This window comes from Okibacterium sp. AC114 (assembly GCF_979253355.1).
This window is the reverse complement of the sequence record NZ_CEEDBR010000001.1, coordinates 1775896-1798999: the sequence shown is the minus strand read 5'-3', so window position 1 is coordinate 1798999 and position 23104 is coordinate 1775896. Positions and strand designations below refer to the sequence as shown.

The following is a 23104-nucleotide window of genomic DNA, read 5'->3' as shown; positions in this document are numbered from 1 at the left end:
CACGACCGCTCATATCCCGGACACGTCGCCTTCACCTTTCGGATGTCTATGCGCAACCTGTGAGCCCGAGAGTGCGAACACGGGCCGAAGCGCAGCCGCTCCGGCCGGTCATCCACCGCGCGCCCGACGCCCGGATTCTCGTTCGTACCCACTCGCCCCGGGGGAGTCATGGCGCCAGGCGCTCGCATCGTGTTCACCTCGTTCGCCGCACGCACCGACCCCATGCTGGCCGCCTGGTCCAGGTTCCAAGCCGAACTCGACGGCGTGGATGCTCGGGCGCAACGTTCGGGCAACACCCCCGCCTCCTTCGCCACGGCACCCGCGGGGATGTCGCAACCCGGCGCCCGAACGCACGCCGACGCCCGGGCGAAGGACGCCAGAGCGCTCGCCGAACCCGCCGTCGTCTGGCGCCTCCTCGCCCCCAACAATCGGGAGCTCGCCCGCAGCGCCCACCTGTACCGCACCATCGCCGACGCCGAGCGTCACGCCGTGCAGCTGCAGAACACCGCCGACGAACTCGACGTCTCGCTCGTGCTCGGACCGCGCCCCGGCATGCGCGGATGGGTGGCCGCGCACCGCGGCATCGTCGTCCTGACCTGCGGCCGGTGGTACGGGGGAGCGGCCGCCAACAGCGAATCCGCGGCCGCGGCCGTGCTGCTCATCGCGACGGCAGCCATCGCCCGCTCACCCGGGTCCGCCGCCACACTCGTCGGATCGGCCTGACCGTGCTGCTGTCGGGGCGGTGGAAACTGGGCGAGTTGCTCGGAACGGGTGGGTCGGCATCCGTGTATGCCGCGACCGACGAGGCTCAACCTGACGAGGCCGAACCTGACGAGGCCCAACCTGGCGAGGCCCAACCTGGCGAGGCCGCCCCCGACGCCACAGCCCGTGTGGCCATCAAGGTGCTGCACCCGCACCTCTCGGCCGACGAAGCGCTGCGGGAGGCGTTCTTCGCCGAAGCCCGTGCGACAGAGGGACTCGCCCACCCGGGAGTGGTGTCCGCCATCGCAACGGGGGTGCACCGCTCCGACGACGAGGAGCGCGCGTGGATCGCCTTCCCGTTCCGGGAGGGACGCTCGCTCGCCGAAACCGTGACCGACGGCGGCCCCCTCACCGTGCCCGACGCCGTGGCGCTCGCCGCCGACCTCGCCCGCGCCACCGCCGCCGTGCACGCCACCGGGCTCGTGCACCGCGACATCTCACCCGCCAACGTTCTCGTCCACCGACGCCCCGACGGCACCCTCGACGTGAGCCTCATCGACTTCGGCCTCGCCGACACCCCCGGGAAGCCCTCGACGGGCAGCGACGTTCTGCGCTCCACGGCCGACCCGGATGCCCCGCACGGCGTTCTCGGCAACGCCGACTACGTCTCGCCCGAACAGTCCATCGCCGCCCCCGTCGACCAGCGCGGCGACGTCTACCAACTGTCGGCCGTGCTCTTCTTCGCCCTCGTCGGACACGCCCCCTACGTCAGACCCACCCCCGAACGCACCATGGCCGCCCACCGCGAGGCGCTCCCGCCCGTGCCATCGGCCGAGAACAGCCGCATCCCCGGCGAGGTCGACCGTGTCGTCGTGCGCGGCCTCGCCAAACACCCCGACGACCGGTGGCAGAGTGCGACGGCGTTCGCCGAGGCGCTCGAGCGCATCCGGGTGCGGCGCGGCTGGGCGGCGGCTGGCGCGGCTGGCGTGGCGGGCGCCGCTGGCACTACCGGCGCCGCGGATGCCTCGGTGACGAAACGTCTGCCGGGTGCCGTCCCCGGGCTGGGCGGCGCTGCTGCTGCGGCGGGTGCGGCCGCCGCGACGACCGTGCTCGGCACGACTCGCGGCCTTCCCGGTGCGCCGACCGCGGCGACCGCCTCCAACGCAGCCTCGACCGCCGCCTTCCGAACGCCCGTCCGTCCCCTCGACGCGACGACCGCCGCCGCCGAACCGGACGATTCGGGCCGCCTGCTCTGGCCCTGGGTGGCCGGGCTCGTGGTGCTCGCCACCGTCACGGCTATCTGGGTGGGCGCGGCCACGGGCGCGCCGTCGTCCTCCGAGGCCGGGGAGTCACCGGCCCCGAGCGCCACGGCAGCCCCCGCGCCCGCGCCGACGGCCTCGACGCCCGCGCCCCTGCCATCCGATGTGCCCGCCCCGGCGCCCGCAGCCACGGCGACCGTGCCCGAACTCGCCGGTGTCTCGCTAGCCGCCGCCGAACGTCTGCTGACGGCGGCCGGGCTGCTGCCCGGTGCCATCTCGCGTCAGGATTCGCCGCTCGCCGCCGATGCCGTGCTGTCCACCGGATCGCCGGCGGGTGCCGCCGTGCCAGAGGGAACAGCCATCGACCTCGTCGTGGCCTCCGGGTCGAACGCCGTCCCGCCCGTCACGGGTCTCACCTCGCAGGCGGCCGTCCAGGCCGTGCAGGCCGCGGGTTTCGCGGTGCGCCTCGACAGCCGCGCCGTGACCTCGCCGTCGCAGGCCGACATCGTGCTCGAGGCGTCGCCGGGCGAGGGGTCTCGCCAGGCCACCGGGTCGGTCGTCAGCCTGGTCGTCGGGCACAGCGCTCCGCAGACCGGAACGCAGCCCGGCACCACGCCGACGACGCCGGCCAACCCGGGCAACCCGGGCAACCCGAAACCGGCGAACCCGCCCGCCACGACGGCCCCGACATCCGGCGCCCAAGCACCACCCCAAAGCGGGGGACGAGGCTGATGTTTCCGGGCCTCGCGCGCCTGTTCCTCGTCTCGGGGCAATGGCTCCTTCACCTTGTCGATGCCCGCCGTTCACCGAACGACCGGATCGTGTGCTTGCGGCGCGATGCCGGAACACCGAACACCCCCCACCGAAAGTGCTCATGAAACGAGACGACGACTTCGCCACCATCGAAGAGGTGCTGTTGGCCGACGCCCGCACCGACGTGCTGGTGGCCGGCGCGAACGAGAAGCCCGCCTCGGATGCTGCGGCTCGACCAGCTGCGACCGGCACGCCGTCCGGCGAGCCCGGTAAGGCTTCCGGCCGCCGCTCCCTCGCCACGGCCCTCTCCGGCCCCGACCAGGCCCTCCGCATCGTCGGCTATTCGGCCGGCGCCACGACCGTCGGCATCATGCTGCTCGTGGGCCTCTTCCTGGCCGTACGCGCCGGCGACGCCCTGCGCGTGGCGGGCCCGTCGTTCCTCGTCGAGCAGGCCTGGTCGCCCGAGACGCAGAAGTTCGGCATGGCGGCCATCCTGTTCGGCACGTTCTCCATCGCGCTCGTCGCCATGGTCATCTCGGTGCCGCTCGCGCTCGGAACCGCCCTGCTGATCTCCGAGATCGTGCCGCCCAAGGTGCGCCAGTTCCTCGTCACGATGGTCGACCTCATGGCCGCCGTGCCGAGCGTCGTCTTCGGCTTGTGGGGCGCCTTCTTCCTGCAGGCCGCGATCATCCCGGTCTCGCAGTGGATCTCGACCTACCTCGCGTTCATCCCGATCTTCCGCGTGGATGACGCGTCGGGCAACACCCTCACCGAACCGGCCGCGTTCACGGGTTCGGCGTTCATCGCCGGCATCGTGGTGGCGTTCATGGTGGTGCCCACCCAGACGTCGGTGATGCGCGAAGCTTTCTCGCAGGCACCGCCGGGGGAGCGCGAAGGTGCATTCGCGCTCGGTTCCACCCGCTGGGGGATGATCAAGGCCGTCGTTCTGCCATTCGGGCGGGGCGGCATGATCGGTGGCACGATGCTCGGCCTCGGCCGCGCACTCGGCGAAACGATCGCGGTGTACATGATCATCTCCCCGGTGTTCACGATCAACTGGGAGGTGCTGAAGACGGGCACCAACTCGGTGTCGGCCCTCATCGCCCTGCGCTACGGCGAGTCGAGCGAGTTCGGACTGTCGGCGCTCATGGCCGCGGGTCTCGTGCTGTTCCTCATCACCCTCGTCATCAACTTCACGGCGTCGTCGATCGTCGCCCGGTCGCGCTCCGGCGCAGAGACGAGCTGATCATGAGCGATCTTCTGACCAGGCCCTCGGATGCCCTCGCCGACGATGCGGGCCACGAACCCGTCGCCGCGCCCGCACGCACGTTCATCCCCGACGCCACGGGTGTCGAGATCGGCGAGCGTCGCCGCATCCGCCAGTCCACGATCGACGACAAGTTCAACCTGCTGGGATCGCTCCTCGCGGGCGGCGCCATCGCGAGCCTGCTCTTCGGCTGGTTCACCCCCATGACGGGTGCGATCGGCTGGGGTGTCGTCGCATTCCTCGCCTTCATCGGCCTCTACGCTCTGCTCGTCTCGCTGCGCGCCGACCGCCAGCAGGTGCGCGACCGCGTCATGACCACGCTGCTCTACAGCGCCGGCATCACGCTCTTCGCGGTGCTCGTCTTCATCGCCGTCTACACGCTGGCGCGCGGCAGCGAGGCCCTGCCCCACCTCAACTTCTTCACGCAGACCATGGAGCTCGCCGGGCCGCTCGATCCGCTGAGCATGGGTGGAATCATCCACGCCATCGTGGGCACGCTCATCCAGATCAGCATCGCGCTGGCCATCACGGTGCCGCTCGGCGTGACCACGGCCGTGTTCCTCAACGAGGTCGGCGGCCCCTTCGCCCGGTTCGTGCGCACCATCGCCGACGCCATGACGGCCCTGCCCTCGATCGTCGCGGGCCTCTTCGTCTACGCCGCCATCATCACCCTGATCACGCACCAGCGCTCGGGTTTCGCCGCGTCGCTCGCCATCACCGTCATGATGCTGCCCATCGTCATCCGCGCCTCGGATGTCGTGCTGCGCCTCGTCGCGGGCAACCTCCGTGAGGCGTCCTACGCTCTCGGGGCGTCGCGCGTGCGCACCATCTGGCACGTCGTGTTGCCGACCGCGAAGTCCGGACTCGTCACGGCCGTCATCCTCGGCACCGCCCGCGGCATCGGCGAGACCTCGCCCGTGCTGCTCACATCGGGTGTCACGGCCGTCATGAACACGAACCCCTTCGAGGGCCCCATGATCTCGCTGCCGCTGCAGGTCTTCGACTTCGTGCGCTCGCCCGAGCCCAACATGATCGCGCGTGGCTTCGGCACGGCCGCCGTGCTCATCGTGCTCGTGTTGGCGCTGTTCTTCGTGGCCCGCATCATCGGCGGGCGCGGGCCGGGCGTCTTGACCGACCGGCAGCGACGCGCTGCGGCCGCGGCCTCGGTGCGCGACACGCAGCGCATGGCCCACCAGATGGCCGACCGCGAGATCGAGCAGCGCGCGTCGTCTCCCGTGTACACGTTCGTGCCCGAGAGGGCCGACGAGACCGCGGATGCCGCTGCACACGAGCACGCCACGCCCGCCGAGTCCACGGATGCCACGCCGAGCGATCGCGCCACGGCCCGTGCGCGCGCGCCCCGCACGTTCGTCAACCCGAACTTCCCGGCGGCCACCCCGGCCGCCGCCCCGCAGAACCCCGAGCTCGACTCCGAGCACAACCCCGAGCACAACCCCGAGCAGAAGGAGTCGTCGCTGTGACGCGCTTCACCCGCACCATCCGCATTCTCGTCGCCGGCCTCGCCGCCGCCTTCCTCCTCATCGGGCTGATCGGCGGGCAGGGTGCCGCCCCGGCCCTCGCCGCCTCCTGGACGCCCATCACGGGTTCGGGTTCGACGTGGTCGCAGAACGCCCTCGACCAGTGGCGCAAGAACGTGGCCTCGAACTACAGCATGACCATCAACTACTCGGGTGTCGGCTCGTCGGCCGGCCGCCAGGACTTCATCAACCAGCGCGTCGATTACGCCGTCTCCGAGATCCCGTTCCAGTCGAAGCCCGAGGATGGCTCGGCCCCCGAGAAGCCCACGACCGGGTTCGCCTACATGCCCATCGTGGCCGGTGGAACATCCTTCATGTACAACCTCAAGATCGCGGGCAAGAAGGTCACCAACCTGCGCCTCGGCGGCGAGACCGTCACCAAGATCTTCACGGGCGTCATCACCAACTGGAACGACCCGCAGATCGCGCAGGACAACCCGGGCCTCGCCATGCCCGACAAAAAGATCATCCCCGTCGTGCGTTCCGACGGCTCCGGCTCGACGGCGCAGTTCACGCTCTGGATGTCGAAGCAGTACCCGGGCCTCTGGGATGCCTTCTGCAAGGTCGCCGGTCGCACCACGCCCTGCGGCCTCACGTCGCAGTACCCCGTCACGGGCAACGCCAAGGGTCAGAACGGTTCGCTCGGCGTCTCGGGCTTCGTCAAGCAGGGTTACGGCGAGGGCGCCATCACCTACGTCGAATACTCCTACGCCATGAAGTCGGGCTTCCCGGTGGCCAAGGTGCTGAACAAGGCCGGCTATTACGTCGAGCCCACGGCATCCTCGGTCGCGGTCGCGCTCATGCAGGCGCAGATCAACACCAACCAGGGTTCGGCCGACTACCTCACGCAGATCCTCGACGGCGTCTACAACAACGGCGACAAGCGCACGTACCCGCTCTCGAGCTACTCCTACATGATCGTGCCGACGGCGACCACCAACTCGGTCACGGTCGAGAAGGGCAAAACGCTCGGTGCGTTCGCCAACTACATGTTGTGCGAGGGCCAACAGCAGGCCTCGGCGCTCGGCTATTCGCCGCTGCCCATGAACCTCGTGCTCGCCGGTTTCGAGCAGATCAAGCGCATCCCGGGTGCGGATGCCTCGGGCGTCGACATCAACAAGTGCAACAACCCCACCTTCAAGCCCGGTGACTCGCCGGGCAACAACCAGCTGGCGGCCACGGCGGCCCAGCCGGCGGACTGCGACAAGCAGGGCCCGAACCAGTGCACGACGGGCACGGCGGGCGCCAAGGAAGACACCGCGACGACGGGTGGCGGCACGGGCGGCTCGTCAACGGGCGGCGCGGGCGGCACCACGGGTGCGGGCGGCGCGGGCGCGGCCACCGACGGGGGAGCGGGAGCCGGCACGGATGCCGGAACCGCGGGTGGCGCGACGGGTGAAGCCGTCTACGACGCCAACGGAGCCCTGGTTTCGGGTGGTGGGACGGGCGGCTCGGCCGTCGCCACGGCGTTCGACCTGCCCGACGAGGGCTGGGGCTGGGCCCAGAACGGCATGCTGGCCGCCGGCATCCTGCTGCTCGGCGCCATCGTCCTGCCGCCGTTCCTGTCGCGCCGGTTGAAGCGCGCCCGCTAGTCCCCACGACGCTGTCGCGGGTGTGCCCCCTGGTCGGGGGAGGCACCCGCAGCAAGCGTCAGCCTGCGGAGATGGCTCGTTCCGCACGTGTTCATCTCGCGGACACGAACCGCCCATAATTTCGTTCTCATCGGCCCCGTTCTGGCCACAGCATCTGGAGTACACCCCGTGACACACACCCGCACAGCCGCCGCCCGGCGCCTCGTCTCGCGTCGCAACAGCGCCGCTCGGACATCCCCGCGCACGGGTCTCTTCACCCGAGGTTCGCTCGGTTTCGGAGCGGTCGTCGGCCTCGCGGTCACGGGTGTGCTGCTGCTGTCGAACACCATCGCACCGGTCTCGAGCGCCCACGCCGACGCCAAGGGCCCCGTCACGATCGCGGCCGCCGAGCAGGACATCGACATCGCCAACGCGCCGTTCCCCGACCTGAAGGTCACGGTCTCGCAGACCGACGAGCTCGTGGCGCAGGGCGTGACGGTCAGCTGGACCGGCGGCAAGCAGTCCACCGTGCCGTCGGGCGACACGGGCGGCGAGAACTTCCTGCAGATCATGCAGTGCTGGGGCGACGACCCGGCGTCGAGCATCCCGGTGCCCGACCGCACGACGTGCCAGTACGGCGCCTTCAACGCCCCCGGCGCCACGCGCGACAACGCCATGGACGACAAGAACGTCGATGCGGCCGATATGCAGTACACGGTCCCCGGCCAGGGCGTCCTCCGCCCCGCCTACTCGTCCATCCCGTTCCGCTCGGTCGACGGCAAGGTCGTGTCGAGCATCGTCGACGGCAAGCAGGTCGACGTCAACGTGAACCAGAACGAGTTCTTCGGCCCCTACACGTCCAACGAGATCAAGTGGGCCGGCTCGGGTTCCGGCGGCAACGGCTCGGCCAAGTTCGAGGTGCAGACGGCGCTGCAATCATCCGGTCTGGGCTGCGGCAACCCCGTCGTGCAGGCCGACGGCTCGAAGAAGGGCAAGGCCTGCTGGCTCGTCGTCGTGCCGCGCGGAACCCACGACGCCGGCGAACAGCACGTCACCAAGTCGGGCCTCTTCGCCGACAACTGGAAGCACCGCATCGCGTTCCGCATGGACTTCAAGCCCCTCGGCATCTCGTGCGAGCTCGGGCAGGCCGAACGCCAGCTCTCGGGCTCGGAGCTCGTCGCGGGCGCCGTAGCCTCGTGGCAGCCGACCCTCTGCGGCGCGCAGGGTGGCGCGACCTACACGATGAGCGCGGGCACCGAGTCCGACGCCCTGCAAGCGGCCAGCCTGTCCCCGGATGCCTCGGCCCTCGCCCTGACCTCCCGCCCCCTTGCCGGCCCCGACGGAGAGAAGGTCGACGATTCGCTCGCCTACGCGCCCGTCGCCCTCGCCGGCGTCTCGGTGTCGTTCGCCATCGACCGCCAGCCCGTCGACAACGGCACCACGCCGCCCGCCGCCCTGGCCAAAACGGGTCTGCCCTACGACAGCATGAAGCTCACGCCGCGCCTCGTCGCCAAGCTTCTCACCAACTCCTACCTCGACGCGCTGCCGACCCTCGCCGACAAGAAGCACCTCGGTTTCGAGAGCACCGCGAAACCCGGCAAAAACGCCCGCAACCTCACGTTCGACCCCGACTTCCTCGCGATCAACGACGACGACTGGAAGTCAGAGTCGCTCGTCAGCCCGTCGCTCTCCGACCTGCTCGTACCCCAGGGTCGATCGGATGCCCTCTACCAGCTGTGGCGCTACGTGATGGCGGATGCCGACGCCCGGGCCTTCCTCGAGGGCACCCCAGACCCCTACGGCATGGTCGTGAACCCCTACAGCTCGACCTCCAGCACAGAGAACCCCACGGGCACGGGCCTCAGCTACCCGCGCGACGACGCGCCGAAGGCCGACCCCGTCGAGCAGCCCGAATCGCCGACGACAGGTGGCGTGGTCAACCTCGTCACCTGGCGGCCCTACACGAACGACCTCGACACGGGCGCCTACCTGACGCTGCGCGGCGACGGTCAGACGCTCGGGGCCTGGGACCCGCAGTCCGCTCCGCCGAAGTACGGCAAGAGCATCCGCAACCTCACGGGTTACCAGCGCGTGCTCGGGCTGACCGACACGGCGTCGGCCGCCAAGTACCAGGTGGTGCAGGCATCCCTGCTGAACCCCGCCGGCCAGTTCGTCTCGCCCACGAGCGAGTCGCTGACCGCGGCCGCCGCGGCCATGACGCCAACGGCCACGCAGGCGCAGGTCTACGAATACGACCCCGCCGGCGAGCAGGCGAAGGGTGCGCCGACGGCCTACCCGCTCGCGATGCCGGTCTACGCCGCCGCGGCCCCGTCGATCGCCGACGAAGCCCAGCGCGCCGACTACGCCGCATTCATCCGCTACGCCGCCACGACGGGTCAGAACCCCGGCACCGACAACGGAACGCTGCCCGCTGGCTACGCACCCATTCCGGCCGGGTGGCAGGATCAGGCCGTGCGCGCCGCCGCCGCCATCCAATCGGGCGGATGGCCGCCCGCCGAAGCCCCCACCGGTGCCGGCTCGGACGGGAGCCCGACCCTCGACGGCTCGGGCCTCGGGGATGGCGCACCCACGGGTTCGTTCGCCAACACCGGCTCGACAGGCGGTTCGGTCGACGCGGCCTCCGCGAGCACCGACCCCTCCGCCACGGGCGACCTGGCCGCCGACCTCCGCGGCCCCATCACGCCCGACGACCCCGCCCTCGGCTCGATCGGCTTCGCCGTTCCCGTCGGCGTGCTCACGGGACTGGCCTCCGCCCTCGCGGTGCCGCTCCTCTCCCGCCTCAGACGTCGGTTCTGATGCCCACACTCTTGGACCCCGTCGAACAACCCGCCGCCGGCGGAATCGACGCCGAGTCGGCCCTGCTTCTCCGAGCATCGGTCGGTAAACCCTCCCGAAAGGAAACGCAGTGAAGACGAAGAAGGCTGTTGCGCTTTGCGCAGCCCTGGGCGTGGCCGTCGCTGGTCTCGCGCTCGCTACACCCGCCAACGCCGACCCGGTGTCGAACAGCTACGTGCTGGTCGGCTCGGACACCCTGCAGGATGCCGGTAACGCCCTCGCCAACGGCACCGCGATCACGGGCTCCAACGTGCGCGTGACCGCTGGCGGCAACACCATCGGATCGTTCGACGCATTCGGTTCCTCCGCCATCCAGACCAAGTCGACGGGCGCCTACTTCGCCCGTCCCGCGGGCTCGGGCGACGGCGTCAAGGCGCTCAGCCGCTCGATCGACGGTGGCAACTTCAGCGTCTCGGGCAACACGACGCCCGCCGTCGCCATCCCCGGCCAGGTCGACATCGCCCGTTCGTCCTCGGGCCCCGGCACGCTGGGGAACCCGAGCGGCCCGCTCGCCTACATCCCCTTCGGCCGCGACGCCGTCTCCTACGCCTACCAGGGCGCGGGCCTCGATCAGCTGAACGCCGCGACGCTCAAGCAGATCTACGAGTGCACCGTTACGTCGGTCGGCACCGTTCCCGTCACGCCGGTGCTGCCGCAGGCGGCCTCAGGCACGCGCAAGTTCTTCCTGTCCGCCATCGGCAACCCGACGCTCGGCTCCTGCGTGCAGCAGCCCGGTTTCGCCGAGAACGACGGCACCGTACTCACCGGCAACGGCCAGATCATCCCCTTCTCGGTCGCCAGCTGGGTGGCCCAGAAGTCGGGTGCCGGCCAGAACCGCACCGGCAACGCCGTCCTCGGTTCGACCCAGGGATCGATCGCGCCGACCACGGGCACCGGTGCCGCGATCGCCCCGAACGCGCCCTTCTACGACAGCCCCGTCTGGGGTCGCGACACCTACGTCGTCGTCGAGCAGGCCCGCATCGACTCGACCAACCCCAAGTACGATCCCAACCTCACGGCACTCGTCGACAGCACCAAGACGAAGAGCCTCACCAACTTCAACTCCGGCGCAGCCACCTCGGGTGCCGTCAAGAAGAAGTTCGGCTTCCTCGCTCCCTCCAGCACCGTTCCCCTGCGCGCCAACCTCTCCTAACCCGCTCCACCTCTGCCCAGAAAGGCAATCATGTTGAACAAAACCGCCATCCGCGTCGCCGCGGTGGGCGTCATGGCCGCATCGCTCATCGGAGCATCGGTCACGGCAGCTTCGGCTGCACCCGGACTCAACGGCTCCGACGCCGAGGTCTACATCTACGACGCCGGTGAAGAGACCCGTTTCGCCACCGGCACCGTCCACGACTGGGATGCCGAGCTCATCGGTGTCGGTTCCGCCACCGATGCCTACGGCCGCTTCCAGTGCTCGTCCGACACCGAGACCACGCGCACGTTCATCGCGCCGCGCGGCCAGGAGCGCACCATCAGCGCCTGGACCGCCTACGCCGACGGTGCGTTCATCCCCGGCAGCAACAAGGAAGTTCAGCAGTTCGCGGCGAAGCTGAGCGGCCAGGTCCTCGGATCGGCCAGCCAGGTCAAGGCCAACGGTGGCGAGTACTCGCTCGGCATGGCGTGCCTCATCTACAACGGTGTCGCCCTCGCCAAGTCGGGCGTGTTCTACGCTCCCATCACGGTCGAAAAGGGAACCGGCAACTGGACGGTCCAGGAGCCCACGGGCACCACGACCCCCACCGAGCCGCCGGCCGGCGCGCAGACCGGTGACATCGACCTCGAGGCCGTCGTTCCGGCCCCGACCGATGGCGCCCTCAGCCTGAACGTTCCCGCCGGCGCCAAGGCGACCATCGGCAACGCGACGGTCGTCGACGGTGTCTCGACCGCCACGGGCACCCTGCCCGCCTTCACGGTGGCCGACGCCCGCGCGGCGTCGAAGCCCGGCTGGGACCTCACGGCAACGGTCGCGGACTTCACCAACGCCGCCGCCAACGCCACGATCGACAAGAAGCAGCTCGGCCTCAAGCCGTCCGCGTCGGTCGCAGCCCCCGCCGGCATCTCGCTCGGCGCCGAGCAGAAGGCCGGTTCGTCGGTCTACCCCGCCGCCTTCGCGACGAGCGCAGCCGGCACCGCCGTGGCCAACCTCACGCTGGGAGGCGAGCTCACGTTCGTCGCCCCGAGTGACAAGCCCGCGGGAACCTACACCTCGAAGATGACGCTCACGCTCGTCTCGAAGTAGCCCCACCGGGGTGCGGGGGCGGTTCTTCGGAGCCGCCCCCGCACCTGCGTGTTCAGCACGCGCGTATTCCGCACCTCCGCCCCCGCACTGGGGGCACCTTGTAGCCTCCGGCCCGTGGCCGTTAACGTCTGGTTCAACATCCGGCCAGACCGAGGCCAACTCCGTTTGGACGAATGTACTGTGCCCATTTTTGCCCGTAGCCGACGCACGTCACGCGCCGCCTCCACGATCGTTCTGCTGCTCGCGCTGCTGGGCGGTTCGCTGTCGACGGGGGTCGTCCCAGCTCACGCCGATGACACCGACGGCATCTCCGGAACGCCCTCCGACGGGCAGGGTCAAGACGACCGCTCACGTTTCAGCTACCAGGCATCCCCGGGTCAGCACCTCGAAGACTCCTACCTCGTGCGCAACACGGGCACGACGCCGCAGACCATGCAGGTGTTCGCGACCGACGCCTACAACACCGAGGACGGCTCCTACGGGCTGCTCGACACGGATGCCGCGGTGACCGACGCCGGCAACTGGGTCACGTTCGCGGGCGGCCAGAAGAAGATGAGCATCCCTCTCGACCCCGGTGCATCGCAGGTCGTCCCGTTCACGGTCGACGTCCCCGCCGACGCCCGCCCCGGAGACCACGCCGCCGGCATCGTCATCTCGGTGCAATCCGCCGAGGGCCAGGTGCTCGTCGACCGCCGCGTCGCCACGCGCGTCTACGTGCGCGTGCCCGGCGATCTGCAGCCCGCCCTGACGATCTCGTCGCTCGAGGCCCGCTACAACCCGTCGATCAACCCCTTCGACGGCAGCACCACCCTCACCTTCACGCTCAAGAACGCGGGCAACGTGGCCCTCGGAGCCAACCTCGTGATGGGCGTCAACGGCCTCTTCGGTATGACCCTCGGCGAGGTGAAGCGACAGGAACTCACCGAGATGCTGCCGGGTTCGACCCGCACGGTCACGGTCGACGTGAAGGGTGTCGGGCAGTACGCCTACCTCAACCCCTACGTCAAGCTCGCGGCCGTCATCGATGCGGATGCTTTGAACCCCGGCCCCCTGCCCACGACCAGCCGCGACACCGTGACGATCGCGTGGCCCATCTGGCTGCTCGTCCTGGCCGCGATCGCGCTGCTCGTGTGGCTGTGGCTGCGCTGGCGCCGACGCAGCGATGCGAAGAACGCGGCCGCCTGGATCGCCTACACCGAAGAGGAGGCGCGTCGAAAGGCCGAGGCCGAGCGCGGCGCCGCGCCGGCGGCTGGCGGCACGCCCGCTTCACCTTCCGCCACGGCACCCGCCACTTCTCAGGCCGCTTCTCCCGCCGCTTCTCAGGCCGCCTCGACCACCTCGCGTCCGCCCGCCAGCCCGCTTCACCCGGAAGGACGCCGCTGAGATGCGCACGCCCCAGACCTCGACATCGCGTCGTCCCTCTCACACCCGCCTGAGCGGAGCATTCACGAGACGCGTGGCCGTGTCGCTGTCGGCCGCCGGCTTGGCGACGGCGCTGCTCGTCGCGCCGGCGGTCTCCGCGACCGCCGCGACCGCTGTGTCCTCCGCGGCTGTGTCTTCGGAGGCAGTGTCCGCGACCGCTGTGTCCTCGGCGGCGCACTCCGTCACGAGCCTGCGCGCGCTGTCCGTGCCCACCCCGACGCCCAGCCCGGGAAGCGGGATCGGCCTGCAGGTCGACCTGCCCGCGCCCACGCAGCCTCCCGCAACCGACGCCCCCGGCAACACGGGAGGCGAGGGCGCCTCGGGTGACGGCGGCCTCGGCACGGGTTCGGGCGACGGCACCGGCACGGGCGGCGGCTTCGGCAGCGGCTCGTCGGGCTCGGGCTCCGGCGGAACGGGCGGTGCGACATCCGATCTGCCCGGTTCGACCGCGCCCACCAGCACCGACCCCGTGACCGCGGCCGACGAGGTCGACCTCGGCGGCGGCCTCTTCGCGGGCGGCATCTCGACGTCGTACATCCCGTCGCTCAACCCCTTCACGGGTGAGGTCGACGTGAAAGTGGGCGTGCGCAACGCCTCGAAGAGCACCATCGACCTGTCGGCCGACTTCTGGCTCGGCGGGCCGTTCGGCAACCGCCTCGGCGGAAGCGGGCAGGTCACCGTCACGGGCCTCAAGCCGGGGGAGAAGCGCATCGTCTCCGCCGTCGTGCCGGGCGCCGGCCAGTGGGGCATCGTCAACGCGCACGCGACCATCACGCCGCCCGCTCAGATCGACGGCGTCGACACGAAGAAGGTCCAGCGCGACGCCATGGTCGTCATCCCGCCGCTCTATCTCATGGGCCTCGCCCTGTTCGCGCTGCTCGGCCTCGCCGCCTGGCGCATCGTCGGCTACATCACCACCACCGTCGCGGAGAAGAAGTTCGCATGACCATCGCCGAAGAGCGCCCCGACGCCATCGAAGCCCCGCGCACCGACCTGCTGATCGGCCCGGGCGGGCCGCTGGGCGCCGGTGACGACATCCACGACCGATCGGGCGCCGCTGCCGGCCGTGCGCCGAAAGCTCCGCGCGCGGCCCGGCCGCCCCGACCGCCCAAGCCGCCGCGTCGCGCTCCGCGGCCCCCGCGCCAGCTCGCGCCCCTCAGCCGCAATCAGGCGATCGCGCGCGGTGCCCTCTCGATGCTCGCCGCGCTCCTCCTGGGCTTCGCCATCAACCTCATGATCCTGAGCCACCTGCAACACCAGGTGAACCAGCAGAAGCTTCAGGATGCCTTCCGTGTGCAGCTCTCGACATCGGTCGCGCCCGTCTCAGAGGGCGACTCCGATGGCGCCCTCCTCGCGGACGGCGCGCCCGTCGCCCGTATCGACATCCCGGCGCTCGGCCTGAGCGAGGTCATCTCCGAGGGCTCTTCGTCGGGTGTGCTGCAGTCGGGGCCCGGCCACCGCCGCGACACCGTGCTGCCGGGCCAGCAGGGCATCAGCGTCGTCATGGGCCGCGCCAGCTCCTATGGCGGCCCGTTCGGCGGCATCCAGCGTCTCGCACCGGGCGACCGCATCACGGTCGTCACGGGCCAGGGCGCCAACATCTTCGAGGTCATCGGCACGCGTTACGCGGGCGACCCCGCGCCCGCGCCGCCCGCGGCCGGCCAGAGCCGACTCATTCTCGAGACCGCGCGTGGGGCCGCCTTCATCCCGTCGGGTGTCGTGCGCGTCGACGCGCAGCTCGTGGGCGATGCGCAGCCCGCCGGAAAACGCCAGACCACGGCGATCTCGCTGCCGCCCAGCCACAAAGAGCTCGCGACCGACACGTCCACGGTGTGGGCCCTCGTCTTCGCGGGCCAGTTCTTCCTGGCGATCTCGCTGGGCGCCGTGTGGTCTTTCCGCAGGCTGGGCGCGCGCAAGACCTGGGTCGTGGCCGCGCCGCTCTTCGTGCTCGGCGGCCTCCTCGTCGCCGATCAGGTGACCCGCCTCCTTCCCAACCTCCTCTGACGAGTTCGACCCGAGAGAGAAACGCATGACAGACAACACGCCCGACCAGCAGCGCACCGAGATCCTCCCCACCCGCACGAACCGTTCGCGGCGAGCACGGTCCTCGGATGTCGCGGCCCCCGTCGCCCCGCAGCCCGTCCCCGTGGCGCCCGCAGCCGCAGCCTCCGGGGCACCGGCCGGCTCGCCCTTCGCTCCGCAGCCCACGGGATCGGCGCCCTATGCCTCCGGTGTGGACTCGGTCACGACCGTGCACCCGGCCACCTACGAGGCGTCCAACCCGTTCCTGGCCAACACGCCGTTCGGCGGCCCGTCGGCCACGCTGACCGCGCCCGACGCTGCCGCCCCGGGAGCCGCACCGGCCTACGCCCCGGCCTACACAACGCCCGGCGCCCCTCCCATTCCGGCCGGTTTCGAGCAGACCGCCCTGCACCCCTTCGCGGGTCTCGACCCCGCCCGCGCGCCCCTCGCCGAACTCGACGCCCGCAACATCTCGGCCTGGTTCGGCGACCACCAGGTGCTCGACCGCGTGTCCCTCACGATGCCCGCGGGCGTCGTCACGGCGCTCATCGGCCCGTCCGGATGCGGCAAGTCCACGTTCCTCCGCATCCTCAACCGCATGCACGAACTCATCCCGTCGGCCAGCCTCGCGGGTGAGGTGCTCATCGACGGCGAGGACATCTACGACACCGGACGGCGCCTCGTCGATGCCCGCAAGAGCATCGGCATGGTGTTCCAGAAGCCGAACCCGTTCCCGGCCATGTCGATCTACGACAACGTCATCGCGGGCCTCACGCTCACGGGAACGCGGTCGAGCCGCGACGAACGTGACTACCTGGTCGAAAGTTGCCTCACGAAGGCGGGCCTCTGGAAGGAGGTTCGTGACCGTCTGCGCGCGCCAGGCGGCGGCTTGTCCGGTGGTCAGCAGCAGCGCCTCTGCATCGCGCGTTCCCTCGCCGTGAAGCCGCGCGTGCTGCTCATGGACGAGCCCTGCTCGGCCCTCGACCCCACGTCGACGCGCGTCATCGAAGAGACCATGCTCGAACTCGTCAACGACGTCACGATCGTCATCGTCACCCACAACATGCAGCAGGCGCAGCGCGTCTCGGGTCAGTGCGCGTTCTTCCTCGCGACGCAGGGCCAGCCCGGCGCCATCGTCGAACACGGCGACACCGAGGCCATGTTCGACAGCCCCCTCGACTCGCGCACGTTCGACTACGTCAACGGCCGCTTCGGATAACCCTGGAACGAGGCGCGGCGCCCGGCACGATCGGAGTATCGGGCCGCGCCGTCGTGAGCGTGATTGACCCACGCATCGGGCCGACTGACCGAGCCGAGCTCTGCCCCTGTCAGCCTGCGTATTCGTCGCCGCGATCTCGCCCTCGCGGCCACGCGACATCGGCGACGAGCGCAACGAGAAGGAGTCCCTGAACCCAGACGGTGTCCGTGCTGCTCGTGACGATCTTCGTCACGAGCACGGCGCTGAGCGCGACGAAGATCAGGGCCGCGACCGCCAGGTACGCCCCGGATCGCCGTCGTCGGTGCCCCACCCATCCGGTCGGCGGCTTCGGGGCGGCGGGTGACGAGCGGTCACCCGACAGTTCCTCGCTCATGGCGCGGCGAATGGTCGACCATGTCGAGGATGGCTGGGTGACCGTCGAGCCCGGCAACTGGTCGATGCCGATCCGGCCGTCGGCGATATCGGCGAGAGCCGGGGGAGTGGAGAGGATCTCGGCCAGCCGTGCGAAGGTGCGCTCGTCACTGTCGTCCCGGCGGAACAGGATGCGCAGCTGCTGGGCGCGGTCGGCATCGAGGCGCAGCGCCTCCGACCACTCGGCGGCGTCGAGGTCGGTGTCGTCGAGTCGGTCGAGGTAATCAGAGACGGTGAGCCCGTCGACATCGCGCAGATGCGGGGTGGGGTCGAGGCGGCGCCAGTTCTGATCCCACGTGTGCAGCAGGACATCCCGTTTCACGCCGATGGCGGCCACGCGGCTGCCACCCTGCCGCCACATGGCGACAGAACCGGCTGCCGCCCATACGCCCGATTCGAAGACGTCGTCGGCCGAACCCGTCGGCGCGAAAAGTCCCGTGTCGCCATCGCGCACGAGGTGCAGCGGCTGCCCCGCCCGGCGCGCCAGCACGCCGCCGATCTCGCCGAATTCGGGGGTCCACCAGACGAAGTTCTCGAGCACGCCGGTGGCGGGCGGGCAGGTGCGCTCGTCGTCGCCGTCGTCGTCGCCCAGGTGGTATTCGACCTCGTCGAAATGCACCGTTCCGTTCAGCGCTGTGGCGAGGGCGATCTTGACGGTCGTCGCCGAGACGGGGCGCCACGACAGCGTCACGCCGTCCCCAACGGCCTGCAACGGTTCGTCGTCCTCCGATACGAGGATGGTGCCGTGCACGAATCCGGTGCCGTTGCCGTTCACTTCGTCGGTGACGCGGGCGGGTAGCTGCAGTTCGGTCAGCGCGTCGACGAATCGATCGAAGTCGGAGGCCTGCTCGATCGGTGCGCGCAGCGTCAGGGGTCGCGCCGGGGCGACGTTCGGTTGCGGCGTCGGCTCGTCGGTCATCCGGGCCCCCTCCGTCGTCGCGCCGTGCGCACCCGCTCGGTGCCCGTTTTCCAGCCTAGGTCGGCGGCTCGGCCCGGGCGCTCAACGGCCTACCCCCAGTAGACGGGCTACACAGGGGCTCCGTCCCTCTGAGTGCCACCCGAGAATGTCTGAGCCCGGCTTGACCTGGAGTGCACTCCAGGGAGCAAGCTGGACCCGTGAGCACAACTGAACTGGTCCCGCCGGCCGCTGATCTGGACGCCGACATCCCCGCCGCGGGTTTGACGATCGGCCAGGTCGCCGCCCGCACGGGGCTCAGCATCGACACCCTCCGGTATTACGAGAAGGAGGGCTTGACGCTCTCTTCGCCCGAACGATCGGTGTCGGGCCAGCGCCGCTATTTCGCGGCCGACCTGCGGTGGATCGGCAGCCTCGTGATGCTGCGGCGCACGGGCATGCCCATTCGCGACATCCGGCGTTTCGTCGCGTTGTCGCGCGTGCCCGACAACGAGTCCGAGCGGCTTGAGATGTTAGAGGGCCACCGGCTGCGGGTGCTCCACGAACTGCGGGAGGTTCAGAATCACCTCGCCGCCATCGAACGCAAGATCGCGTTCTATCGAGAGAAAGTAGATCACGCATGAAGACTGTTGCACTGGGAAGCCAGGGGCTCGTCGTTCCCGTCGAGGGTTTCGGCGCCATGGGGATGAGCGCGTTCTATGGGCCGCGCGACGACGTCGAGTCGGTCGCCGCCCTGAACCGCGCCGTCGATCTGGGCGTCACGTTCATCGACACGGCCGAGATCTATGGCCCGTTCCTCAACGAGCAGCTCATCGCGAAGGCGCTGGGTTCGCGTCGCGACGAGATCCAGATCGCCACGAAGTTCGGCAGCGAGGTGGTGGTGGGTGAGAACGGCCCCGAGCGTCGCGCCCTCAACGGTTCGCCCGAGTATGCGCGCACGGCTCTCGAGCGTTCGCTGAAGCACCTGAACACGGATGTCATCGACCTCTACTACCTGCACCGTGTCGACCCGAACGTCCCTATCGAGGACACGGTGGGCGCTATGGCCGAGTTCGTGGCCGAGGGCAAGGTGCGTTACATCGGCCTGTCCGAGGCGGCCCCCGACACTATTCGTCGTGCGCACGCGGTGCACCCGATCACGGCGATCCAGACCGAGTATTCGTTGTTCGAGCGCGAGCCGGAGGCCAATGGCGTGCTTGACACGGTGCGCGAGCTGGGCATCGGTTTCGTCGCTTATTCGCCGCTCGGCCGGGGTTTCCTCTCCGGTCAGATCCGCAGCGTCGCCGACTTCCCCGATGACGACTTCCGCAAGAACCTGCCGCGTTTCAGCGAGGAGAACATCCAGGGCAACCTGCGGGTGGTCGATCGTCTGACCGAGCTGGCCGAGGCCAAGGATGTCACGCCGTCGCAGTTGGCCCTGGCGTGGCTGTTCGCGCAGAACGTGGTGCCGATCCCGGGCACGAAGCGTCGCACGTTCCTCGAGGAGAACGCCGCGGCGGCCGAGATCGTGCTGTCGCCGGAGGAGCTGCAATCCATCGAGGATGTCGCCCCGCGCGGTGCGGCGGCCGGCACCCGTTACGACGCCGCCGGTATGGCTTCGACCTACCGCTAGCCCCGGCCCGGCCCGGTCCGGCCCGGCCTGAATACACGCCGCGCGTCAACCCTCACCGGCCCCGCTCTTCGATACGTCGCCGAAGAGCGGGGCCGGTTTGTGTGCGTTCTAGAGCGACGCAGGGAGGATGCGCGGGCCTAGCGCCCGCCTCCTCCTCCGCCGCCTCCGCCACCCCCGGCGAAGCCTCCGCCCATGGAGCCGCCGAACGAGCTGCTTCCGCCCGAGGACGACCAGGCGCTCGACGCGGCGACCGTGGTGGCGCTCATGCTGGCGATATTGGCGTGGAACAGTGCGGCGTTGAAGCCCATGTTCGAGGCGTACCAATCGGGTTCGTAACCCGACTGGGCGTAGTAGGCGCTGAGCGCGTCGGCCCAGTCTTCCTCGACGTCCCACAGCACGGCGTAGGGCAGCAGCTTCTCGTATACCTTGAGCACCTGCCGGTTGTCGCCCACGTCGACGCGTTCGGCGCCCTGCGGGCTCTGCAGCACACGGAACCGGTCGGCTTCGGCGAGCGTCAGGTACTCCTTCATGCCGAGCAGGTAGTCGCGGCGTTCGGCGCCCTCGGCCGTGAGCGCTTCGCGGGGCGAGGTGAGCACGACCGTCAGGATGAAGAGTGCGATGCCGCCGATCCCGGCGAGCACGGTCCACGCGTTGCTGCCGTAGCTCGGAATGGCGGCGATCATGATGACGACGCCCGCGACGGCGACGAGCCCGGCGACAATGCGCAGGAACGCTGCCCCGGCCACCGGTGCGCGGCGACGATAGCCGGCGGCCTTCGCCTTCGAGCCGGCCTTCGACTGCTGCGTGTTGAGCGCGGTCGTGAGCGTTTCGCTCTTGGCCCCGAGGTCACGGATCGCCCCGCGCACGAGCTCGTGCCCGAACAGGATGCGCAGGGTCGCGAGATCGGTCTCGGTCGCCCCGTCGGCGCCGATGTATTCGACGAGGAACCCGTCGCCCTTCCCATGCTCGTTCTGCGCATCCCGGTCTTGGATGATGCGCAGGTTGCGCCGCACGGCCAGGCGGATGATCTGGGCCGATGTGGCCTTCGATTCCTTGCCGATGAGGTTGCTGGCCGTGTAGAGGTCGAGATCGTGCGGCTCGCTGTACTGCGGAATGATCGTGCCGCGCCCGGCGTGGTCGCGCGTGCTGCGTCGGCGCAGCAGACCGGCGATGCCCGTCACCACGACTCCCAACCCGCCGATGACCCCCGGCACGACCGTGAACACGGGCAGCGTGGCCGGGCGGACCGGCTGCGTGAACGTGCCCTTGTCGAAGCCGATGGCCACGCTGAAGGTGTTCGACGGCTGAAGCTCCTGGGGCGCGATCGTGAAGGTCGTGCCACTGCCCCTCGCCTGTTCGGTGAGCGCGCAGTCGTCGGTCGAATCTTGGCGGCCGACGTAGCAGGCACTGTTGCCCGTGAGGCTGTCGACGAGGTCAGGGGCGATCTCGACGGTCGCGGAGGCTTGGGCGAAGGGTTGCGCGAATCCGGTGCCCGGCATATCCCAGTAGAACTCGTCGGCGTCGGTGTTCTCGAAGGTGCCGACCACGTTCTTCTGCGTGTAGTGGATGACGTAGGTCTGCTGCCCGCGCACGTAGTCGTCGGTGCCGAGCGCGAGCGTGACGAACCCGTCGTCGCTGTCGAGATCGTAGGGCACGTCTTGCCCGCTCGCGTCGACGACGGATTCGACGGTCGTGTCGAGCGGCACCCCCTGATACGTCTCGGGGATCGCTCGGATGATGCCCTTGTTCTGGTCGAAGTCGGGGAACTCGGCGACGAAGGTCTCGGTGGCATCGAGCGTTGAGTACCCGTCGGCGTCCTGGTCGACAAGATAGCGTGCATCGAACTGCGAGAACGTGAAGTTCGAGACGTTGTCGTCGTCGTCGGACGCGTGCAGGCCGCCGGCCATGGCCGATGTCGCGCCCGCCAGAGCGAGCACACCTCCGGCGGTCACGGCGATGAGGGCCGTCAGGCGGGCACGGAAACCGGTATCACGTCGTCGTCTCACGCTGTCAGCCTAGGTCGGGATGGCGCTCGTGTGCCGGGTTGCAGCGCCCTCATCCCGAGATTTCCCCCTCGCGGGGGAGTCGGACCCCGGGAGCCAGACGCCCGAACTCCCTCGCCGGTGGGAGTCGACGAGGTGGGTGTCGACGATGCCGACGGCCTCCATGAGGGCATGCATGGTGGTGGGGCCGACGAACGCGAAACCCTTCTTCTTGAGCGCCTTCGACAGGGCGATGGACTCGGCCGACGTCGTGGGCACCTCGGCCATCGTCGCCGGGCGGGGAGTGTCGGCGGGCTGGAACGACCAGACGAAGTCGACGAGCCCGCCCTCGTCGCGCAGCGCGATGGTGGCCCGGGCGTTGGTGATCGCCGCCAGAATCTTCAGCCGGTTGCGCACGATGGACGCGTCCTGCATGAGCCGCTCGACATCCCGCTCGTCGTAGCGCGCGATCTTGTCGGGGTCGAAATCGTCGAACGCCGCCCGAAAGCCCGGGCGTTTGCGCAGGATCGTCGCCCACGACAGCCCGGACTGGAACGCCTCGAGCGTCAACCGCTCGTAGAGCCCGCGCTCGTCGCGCACCGGCATGCCCCATTCGGTGTCGTAGTACTCGCGCATGAGCGGATCGACCGACGCCCAATAGGGCCGGAGCAGGCCATCCTCGCCCGCAACGACACCGGCTCGTGGAGAGCTGATGGGAGGGGCGGACGGGACGGCAGACGATTCGGCGGAGGGCATGTTCCGAGCCTAAGGCGAACCCTCGACATCCCGACCGGTGAGTGCCAATCTGTGGATAACCAGGAAGTATTCGAGCGAGGGAGAACCCATGTTCACTACCGAGGCGGCTTTCAGTGGCTTCAGCGTCGACGACATCGACGCCGCCGAGACGTTCTATCGCGACATCCTCGGCCTCGCGGTCGAACGCACCGAGATGCACACGCTCATGGTGCAGCTCCCGGGTGGCGGCGAGCACGTCATCTATCCCAAACCCACGCACGTGCCCGCCGAGTTCACGGTGCTGAATTTCGCCGTGCACGACGTCGACCGGGCGGTGACCGAGCTCAACGACCTCGGCGTGGTGACGAAGATCTATGCCGACGACGAGCTGTCCGGCATCCGCACGGACGAGCGCGGTGTGGCAAAAGGTTTCGGCCCCGATATCGCGTGGTTCCGCGACCCCGCCGGCAACGTGCTCTCGGTCATCAAGGCCGACCGTTGAGGCGCCCAGGAACGCCCCGTCGAGCGCAGCCGGTCTGAGCCACCCGGCACCTCGCGCCCCGGCCCGTCATCTTCGGATGGCGGGCCTTTTTTGAT

Annotated in this window: 18 protein-coding genes; 15 read left to right on the top strand and 3 right to left on the bottom strand. The window is 69.8% G+C overall.

Annotated elements, in window-relative coordinates; translation table 11 throughout:
* Positions 1–168: 168 nt before the first annotated feature.
* The 12 genes from ACZ6IE_RS08460 to ACZ6IE_RS08405 all read left to right on the top strand — a co-directional run bounded on the left by ACZ6IE_RS08460 (position 169) and on the right by ACZ6IE_RS08405 (position 16851).
* A complete protein-coding gene (locus ACZ6IE_RS08460) occupies positions 169–723 on the top strand; it encodes a hypothetical protein (protein ID WP_464607564.1) in 555 nt (184 codons plus the stop codon).
* A 2-nt stretch (positions 724–725) separates the two neighbouring features.
* Entirely contained in the window at positions 726–2693 is a 1968-nt protein-coding gene (locus tag ACZ6IE_RS08455) for a serine/threonine protein kinase (RefSeq protein WP_464607563.1), read from the top strand.
* Positions 2694–2835: 142 nt separating this feature from the next.
* A complete protein-coding gene (gene pstC, locus ACZ6IE_RS08450) occupies positions 2836–3960 on the top strand; it encodes a phosphate ABC transporter permease subunit PstC (RefSeq protein ID WP_464607562.1) in 1125 nt (374 codons plus the stop codon).
* 2 nt (positions 3961–3962) lie between these two features.
* Positions 3963–5462 (top strand): phosphate ABC transporter permease PstA, encoded by a 1500-nt coding sequence (gene pstA, locus ACZ6IE_RS08445; protein WP_464607561.1) that lies wholly within the window; start codon positions 3963–3965, stop codon positions 5460–5462.
* Positions 5459–7111, top strand: a complete 1653-nt coding sequence (gene pstS / locus ACZ6IE_RS08440) for a phosphate ABC transporter substrate-binding protein PstS (protein ID WP_464607560.1) — start codon at positions 5459–5461, stop codon at positions 7109–7111. Before pstA ends, pstS begins: the two co-directional genes overlap by 4 nt.
* 168 nt (positions 7112–7279) lie before the next feature.
* Positions 7280–9907, top strand: coding sequence for a hypothetical protein (locus ACZ6IE_RS08435; protein WP_464607559.1), 2628 nt, complete (start codon positions 7280–7282; stop codon positions 9905–9907).
* A gap of 109 nt (positions 9908–10016) precedes the next feature.
* Positions 10017–11099, top strand: coding sequence for a hypothetical protein (locus ACZ6IE_RS08430; protein WP_464607558.1), 1083 nt, complete (start codon positions 10017–10019; stop codon positions 11097–11099).
* Between the two features lie 30 nt (positions 11100–11129).
* On the top strand, positions 11130–12188 hold the full coding sequence (locus ACZ6IE_RS08425) for a hypothetical protein (protein WP_464607557.1): 1059 nt from the start codon (positions 11130–11132) through the stop codon (positions 12186–12188).
* A 180-nt stretch (positions 12189–12368) separates the two neighbouring features.
* Positions 12369–13571, top strand: a complete 1203-nt coding sequence (locus ACZ6IE_RS08420; protein ID WP_464607556.1) for a hypothetical protein — start codon at positions 12369–12371, stop codon at positions 13569–13571.
* 1 nt (position 13572) lies between these two features.
* The gene (locus ACZ6IE_RS08415; protein ID WP_464607555.1) at positions 13573–14556 is read left to right on the top strand and encodes a hypothetical protein; all 984 of its coding nucleotides are present in this window, start codon (positions 13573–13575) and stop codon (positions 14554–14556) included.
* On the top strand, positions 14553–15614 hold the full coding sequence (locus ACZ6IE_RS08410) for a sortase (protein WP_464607554.1): 1062 nt from the start codon (positions 14553–14555) through the stop codon (positions 15612–15614). Before ACZ6IE_RS08415 ends, ACZ6IE_RS08410 begins: the two co-directional genes overlap by 4 nt.
* 424 nt (positions 15615–16038) lie before the next feature.
* Complete coding sequence (locus tag ACZ6IE_RS08405) at positions 16039–16851, top strand: phosphate ABC transporter ATP-binding protein (RefSeq protein ID WP_077053894.1); 813 nt, start codon at positions 16039–16041, stop codon at positions 16849–16851.
* 109 nt (positions 16852–16960) lie between these two features.
* Here the strand turns inward: ACZ6IE_RS08405 and ACZ6IE_RS08400 are convergent, their stop codons facing one another.
* Complete coding sequence (locus ACZ6IE_RS08400) at positions 16961–18181, bottom strand: hypothetical protein (protein ID WP_464607553.1); 1221 nt, start codon at positions 18179–18181, stop codon at positions 16961–16963.
* 197 nt (positions 18182–18378) lie between these two features.
* On the opposite strand from ACZ6IE_RS08400, the gene ACZ6IE_RS08395 reads away from it, so the two are divergent.
* Positions 18379–18801 (top strand): MerR family transcriptional regulator, encoded by a 423-nt coding sequence (locus ACZ6IE_RS08395; RefSeq protein ID WP_464607552.1) that lies wholly within the window; start codon positions 18379–18381, stop codon positions 18799–18801.
* Entirely contained in the window at positions 18798–19790 is a 993-nt protein-coding gene (locus tag ACZ6IE_RS08390; RefSeq protein ID WP_464607551.1) for an aldo/keto reductase, read from the top strand. Before ACZ6IE_RS08395 ends, ACZ6IE_RS08390 begins: the two co-directional genes overlap by 4 nt.
* 137 nt (positions 19791–19927) lie before the next feature.
* On the opposite strand, the gene ACZ6IE_RS08385 is transcribed toward ACZ6IE_RS08390, so the two are convergent.
* Together ACZ6IE_RS08385 and ACZ6IE_RS08380 are read right to left on the bottom strand one after the other, a co-directional pair.
* Positions 19928–21796 (bottom strand): DUF2207 family protein, encoded by a 1869-nt coding sequence (locus ACZ6IE_RS08385; protein ID WP_464607550.1) that lies wholly within the window; start codon positions 21794–21796, stop codon positions 19928–19930.
* Between the two features lie 9 nt (positions 21797–21805).
* Positions 21806–22528 (bottom strand): DNA-3-methyladenine glycosylase I, encoded by a 723-nt coding sequence (locus tag ACZ6IE_RS08380; protein ID WP_464607549.1) that lies wholly within the window; start codon positions 22526–22528, stop codon positions 21806–21808.
* 88 nt (positions 22529–22616) lie between these two features.
* Between ACZ6IE_RS08380 and ACZ6IE_RS08375 the strand changes: the two genes are divergently transcribed.
* Entirely contained in the window at positions 22617–23009 is a 393-nt protein-coding gene (locus ACZ6IE_RS08375) for a VOC family protein (RefSeq protein ID WP_464607548.1), read from the top strand.
* The last annotated feature ends 95 nt before the right edge of the window (positions 23010–23104 follow it).

Excerpts from the sequence above, each read along its gene's own strand:
- pstA (WP_464607561.1), top strand. The coding sequence starts at position 3,963 with ATGAGCGATCTTCTGACCAGGCCCTCGGATGCCCTCGCCGACGATGCG.
- ACZ6IE_RS08415 (WP_464607555.1), top strand. The coding sequence starts at position 13,573 with ATGCGCACGCCCCAGACCTCGACATCGCGTCGTCCCTCTCACACCCGC.
- pstC (WP_464607562.1), top strand. The coding sequence starts at position 2,836 with ATGAAACGAGACGACGACTTCGCCACCATCGAAGAGGTGCTGTTGGCC.
- ACZ6IE_RS08410 (WP_464607554.1), top strand. The coding sequence starts at position 14,553 with ATGACCATCGCCGAAGAGCGCCCCGACGCCATCGAAGCCCCGCGCACC.
- ACZ6IE_RS08390 (WP_464607551.1), top strand. The coding sequence starts at position 18,798 with ATGAAGACTGTTGCACTGGGAAGCCAGGGGCTCGTCGTTCCCGTCGAG.
- ACZ6IE_RS08425 (WP_464607557.1), top strand. The coding sequence starts at position 11,130 with ATGTTGAACAAAACCGCCATCCGCGTCGCCGCGGTGGGCGTCATGGCC.
- ACZ6IE_RS08380 (WP_464607549.1), bottom strand. The coding sequence starts at position 22,528 with ATGCCCTCCGCCGAATCGTCTGCCGTCCCGTCCGCCCCTCCCATCAGC.
- ACZ6IE_RS08460 (WP_464607564.1), top strand. The coding sequence starts at position 169 with ATGGCGCCAGGCGCTCGCATCGTGTTCACCTCGTTCGCCGCACGCACC.
- ACZ6IE_RS08400 (WP_464607553.1), bottom strand. The coding sequence starts at position 18,181 with ATGACCGACGAGCCGACGCCGCAACCGAACGTCGCCCCGGCGCGACCC.
- ACZ6IE_RS08375 (WP_464607548.1), top strand. The coding sequence starts at position 22,617 with ATGTTCACTACCGAGGCGGCTTTCAGTGGCTTCAGCGTCGACGACATC.